Here is a 5,753-nt window from a genome sequence, read left to right on the forward strand (position 1 = left end):
CCGCCGCTGATGCGGCCGGGCCGGTGGACGGTCACCGGCAGGCCGCGTTCGCGGGCGAGGCCCACGAGTTGCTCGGCGACCCACTTGCTCCGGGCGTACCCGTCGGGCAGGGCGGTCGCCGGGCCCGTCGGGGTGGACTCCGTGACGGTGCCCGGCCCGTGGCCCGGGGCGTAGACGCCCGTGGTCGAGACGTAGTGCAGCCCGGGCGAGGCGGAGTCGGCAAGCAGGCGCAGCAGTTCCTCCGTGCCGGCCACGTTGGGGGCGCGCAGATCGCCGTACCCGGCGGCGAAGTTGACCCGGGCGCCGTTGTGCAGGACGGGGCCGAGGCGGCGCACCAGGTCCGTCCGGGCCCCGGGTGACAGGCCGAGGCCCGGGGCGGCGAGGTCGCCGGGTACGGGGCGGATCAGGTCCGCGTACCGGGGGTGCCACAGTCCGTAGCGCTCCAGGTTGGCCCGCAGCCGGTGGGCGGCGTGCTGCTCGTCCTCGGCGCGTACGAGGCAGTCGACCGGGCCGCCGGTCGTCTCGATGAGGTCGCGCAGCAGGAACGCGCCGAGGAAGCCGGAGGCGCCGGTCAGCAGCGGCCGGGCGGAGGGGCGGGAGGGCCTGCGGGCGGCAGCGCGCCCCTCGCCCGTGATGTCCTCGGCCAGCCGGACCTCCGCCGCGAGGTCCGGCGTACCGGCGTCCTCCGCGGCCTCGTCCCCCGCCGTACGCCCGAGGAGGCGGTCGACGCCCTCGACGGTGGGGGCCGCGAACAGGACCCGCAGGGAGGGGCGCCGGCCGCACCGCTCCCCGATGAGCCGGGCCAGGGTCACGGCGAGCAGCGAGTGACCGCCCAGGGCGAAGAAGTCGTCCGTGACACCGACCTCGGGCACGCCCAGCGTCTCCGCGAACACCGCGCAGAGCACCCGCTCGCGCTCCGTGCGGGGTGCGCGGCCCCCTGCCGCCGGGGCGGGGGCGGGCGCGGGCAGGGCGCGGCGGTCGGTCTTGCCGTTGGGGGTGACGGGCAGGGCGTCGAGCCGTACGTGGGCGGCCGGGACCATGTGGGCGGGGAGGGCGGTGGCGCAGTGGGCCCGGACCTCGGCCTCGCCGGGGCCCGGCGTCCCCTCCGGGGACACGGTGTACGCGACCAGGCGCCGGTCGCCGGGGCGGTCCTCGCGGACCGTGGCGCAGGCGGCGACGACCCCGGGCAGGGCGGTCAGCACGGCCTCGATCTCGCCGAGTTCGATACGGAACCCGCGCAGCTTGACCTGGTCGTCGGCGCGGGAGACGTAGACGAGTTCCCCGCCGGGCGTCCACCGCACCAGGTCGCCGGTGCGGTACATGCGGCCCCCGGCGCGGTCGAACGGGTCGGCCACGAAGCGGGACGCGGTCAGCGCGGCCCTGCCGTGGTAACCGCGGGCCACTCCCTGCCCGGAGACGTACAGCTCGCCGACGACACCGGGCGGCACGGGGGCCAGCCGGTCGTCCAGGACGTGGACGCGGGTGCCGTCGACGGGGACGCCGATGGGCACCGTGCGGTCCGGGGCGAGCGGCCCGTCCGCGTGCTGGAAGGCGCTCATGGTGGCGCAGACGGTGGTCTCCGTGGGGCCGTACGCGTTGACGAGGAACCGGTCCCCCGCCCAGGCGCGCACCAGGGCGGGCGGGCAGGCCTCGCCGGCCAGGACCAGCGTGGTCCCGGCGGGCAGCGAGCCGGGCGGCATCACGGCGAGGGCCGCGGGCGGCAGGGTGAGGTGGGTGACGCCGCGGGCCTGGACCTGGGCGGCGAGGGTGGGCCCGGGCAGCAGGGCGTCGCGTGCGTCGATCTCCAGGCACGCGCCGGAGAGCAGCCCCATGCACAGCTCCCAGAACGCCGCGTCGAAGCTGACGGACGCCAGGTGCAGGACCCGGCTGCCGGGGCCGACCCGCAGCCGCTCGCTCTGGGTCCTGGCCATGGCCCCGGCACCGCGGTGGGTCACCACGACGCCCTTGGGGCGGCCGGTGGAGCCGGAGGTGTAGATGACGTACGCCGGGTGGTCCGGGAGCAGCCCGGTACGGGCGTGGGCGGGCCCGGCCGGCTCGGCGTCGCCGAGGTCGTCGGTGTACAGGTGCGGGACCGGGGACGCGGGGAGCCGGCGGTGTACGGCGGGCGTGGTGAGGAGCAGCCGGGGCCGGGCGTCGTCGAGCATGTAGGTCAGGCGCTGCGCCGGGTAGTCCGGGTCGAGCGGCACGTAGGCGGCCCCGGACCTGAGGACGCCGAGGAGGGCCACGACGAGGTCACGGGTGCGGGGCAGGGCCACGGCCACCCGGTCCTCGGGGCCGATGCCCCGCGCGGTCAGCCGGCGGGCGAGGGCGTCGGCCCGGGCGTCGAGTTCGCCGTACGTGAGGGTGGTGCCGGCGTCCCGGACCGCGGGGGCGCCGGGGGTGCGCCGGGCCCACTGCCCGAAGAGCGCGGGGACCGTCGCCGCGGGCAGGTCGTCGACGGGCCCGGCCCCCCAGGCGGCGAGGCGGGCGCGTTCGGCGGCGGTGAGGACGTCGTACGAGCTCAGCGGGCGCTCGGGGTCGGCGGTGACGGCACCGAGCAGCAGCACGAACCGCTCGGTGAGGTCGCGGACGGTCGCCGCGTCGAAGAGTTCCGTCGCGTAGTCGACGGCGCCCCGCAGACCGCCGGGCGTCCCGTCGGCCTCGTAGGTCTCGGTGAGGGTGAACGACAGGTCGAACTTGCTGACCCGGAGGTCGACGGGCAGGCCGTCGACGGTGAGTCCGGGCAGGTCGAGGCCGGTGCCGGGGGCGTGGTTCTGGAGGACGAGCATGGTCTGGAAGAGCGGGTGGTGGTTCTGCGAGCGTGCGGGGTTGAGCAGTTCCACCAGGCGCTCGAAGGGGATGTCCTGGTGCGCGTAGGCGGACAGGTCGAACTCCCGTACACGGGCGAGAAGTTCGAGGAAGGTGGGATCGCCGGTCAGGTCGGTGCGCAGCACCAGTGTGTTCACGAAGAAGCCGACGAGGTCCGCGGCGGCCTCGTCGGTCCGGCCGGCGACGGCCGTTCCCAGCGGGATGTCGTCGCCCGCCCCGTGCCGGGAGAGCGTGGCCGCCAGGGCGGCCTGGAGCACCATGAAGACGCTGCATCCGCCGGCGCGGGCGAGATCCGCGACCCGCCGGGCGGTGGCACGGTCGACGGCGAAGTCGTGGGTGGCTCCGGTGTGCCGGGGAAGGGCGGGGCGCGGGCGGTCCCACGGCAGGTCGACCATCTCGGGCAGCCCGGCCAACGCCTGCTTCCAGTAGGCCAGTTGCCGGGCGGCGAGGCTGTCAGGCTCGTGCTCGTCGCCCAGCAGGCGGCGCTGCCAGAGGGTGTGGTCGGCGTAGTCGACGGGCAGGGCGGCCCAGGCGGGGGCCGCGCCGTGCAGGCGGGCCCGGTAGGCGGCGCCGAGGTCGTGGCCGAGGGGGGCCAGCGAGGAGCCGTCTGCGGCGATGTGATGGACCACGAGCACCAGCACGTGGACGTCGTCGGCGAGGCGGAGCAGGGTCGCCTGGAGCGGGAGCCGGTGCTCGACGTCGATCGGTTCGGTCGCGGCGGCCCTGATCCGGTCGGGCAGCTTGTCCGGGTCCGCCGCCTCCAGGACGAACGGCAGGCGGACGTCGTCCGGGGCGGTGATGTGCTGGCGCGGTCCCCGGTCGCCCTCGGGGAAGACGGTGCGCAGGGCGGCGTGCCGGATGACCACGTCGTGGAGGGCCCGGCGCAGGGCGTCCGTGTCGAGCGGTCCTTCGACGCGTACGGCGAAGGGGATGTTGTACGTGGCGGAGGCCCCTTCGAGCCGGTGGAGGAACCACAGGCGCTGCTGGGCGTACGACAGCGGGAGCTCGGTGGGCCGTTCCTGCGGTACGAGGGCGGGACGGGCCGTGCGGTCCGCGTCCTGGAGGGCCGTGGCGAGCGCGGCGACGGTGGGGTGCTCGAAGAGGGTGCGGATCTCCGTCTCGGTGTCCAGGGTGGCGCGGACGCGGCCCACCAGGCGGGTGGCGAGCAGGGAGTGGCCGCCCAGGGCGAAGAAGTCCTCGTCGACGGCGACCCGGGCCACGCCGAGCACGTCGGCGAACAGCCCGGCGAGGATCTCCTCCAGGCCGCTGCGCGGCGGGCGGCCCCCGGCGTCGGACGGGGCGGCGGGTGCGGGCAGGGCGGCCCGGTCGAGCTTGCCGTTCGGGGTCAGCGGCAGCGTGTCCAGGGGGTGGATGACGGCCGGCACCATCGGGGCGGGCAGATGGCGGCCGACGTGTGCGGCGAGCCGGGCGGGGTCGGGGGTGTGCCCGGGCGCCGGGACGACGTAGGCGGTGAGGGTGCGGTCGCCCGGCAGGTCCTCGCGGACCAGGACGCAGGCGGAGCGCACCGACGGGTCGCCGCGGAGCACCGCCTCGATCTCCGCGGGTTCGATGCGGTGGCCGCGGAGTTTGACCTGCTGGTCGGCGCGGGCGACGTAGTGCAGGGTTCCGTCGGCGCCCCACCGCACGAGGTCGCCGGTGCGGTACATCCGGGCTCCGTCGCCGGCGTACGGGTCGGCGACGAACCGGGTGGCGGTGAGGCCGGGGCGCCCGAGGTAGCCCCGGGTGACCCCGGCTCCCGCGACGTACAGCTCGCCCTCGGCGCCGGGCGGTACGAGCCGCATCGCCGCGTCCAGGACGTAGGCGCGCGTGCCGTCCAGCGGCCGGCCGATCGGGGCGGTGCCGCCGGGGTCGGCGTTCGGGCGGACCCGGTGGAGGGTGGCGAAGGTGGTGGTCTCGGTCGGCCCGTACACGTGCAGGACGGCGGTGCCGGGGTGGGCGGCAGCCAGCCGCTGGAGGACGCCGGGCGCGGCCGCCTCACCTCCGGCGGCGACCAGGCGCAGCAGGCCGAGCGCCCCGGGGTCGGTCTCGGCGATCACGTTGAACAGGGCCGTCGTCAGGAACGCCGCCGTCACGCCGTGGCGGGCGGCGAGGTCCCGGAGCACGCCGGGCTGGAGGGGGCCCTCGGGGGCCACGACGGCACGTCCGCCGTTGAGGAGGGGTGCCCAGATCTCGAAGGTGGAGGCGTCGAAGACGTACGCCGAGTGCAGCAGGACGGCGTCGGCCGCGCCGTCGCGCCATCTGCGGTCGGCGGCGAGGGCGGTGATGTCGGCGTGGGTGACGCCGACACCCTTGGGCAGGCCGGTGGAGCCGGAGGTGAACATGACGTACGCGAGCCGGGTGCCGGGGCCGGGGCCCGGCAGGGGGCCCGGGGCGGCCGGGGCCCCGTGCAGGACCCTGCCCGAGGCGTCGACGGTCACCAGCGCCGCACCGGGCGCGATCCGGCGTACCCAGGGGTGGTCACGGGTGGTCTCGTCGACGATGAGGGTGCGCAGGGAGGCCACCTCGGTGACCCGTTCGAGCCGCTCGGCGGGCCAGTCCGGGTCCAGGGGCACATAGGCGGCGCCCGCCCGCAGGGCCGCCAGGGAGGCGGTGACCATGGCTCCGGAACGTCCCAGCAGGACACCGACGCCGTCCTCCGCGCCGACTCCGCGCCCGGTCAGGGCGCGGGCCAGGTCGTCCGACAGATCCACGAGTTGACGGTACGTCAGGCACTCGCCGGGGCCGGTCACGGCGACCGCCTCCGGGTGGCGGGCCGCGTACCGGGCGACGGCGTCCGGGACCCAGGGGTCCGGCGTTTCGTGCGGGAGTTCCGCGCCCCGTCCCTGGGAGAGCAGCGTCTCGCGCTCCCCGTCCAGCAGGACGGGCACGGCGTCGACGCGGCGGTCGAGCCCGTCCGCCATCAC

Annotated in this window: 1 protein-coding gene; it reads right to left on the minus strand. The window is 76.6% G+C overall.

Annotation, left to right across the window (positions count from 1 at the left end):
• A partial coding sequence (locus IH13_RS0127380; protein ID WP_063837499.1) for a non-ribosomal peptide synthetase occupies nucleotides 1–5,753 on the minus strand: 5,753 nt, incomplete at both ends.

It is taken from the genome of Streptomyces sp. NRRL WC-3549 (genome assembly GCF_000721935.1).
Classification (GTDB): domain Bacteria; phylum Actinomycetota; class Actinomycetes; order Streptomycetales; family Streptomycetaceae; genus Streptomyces.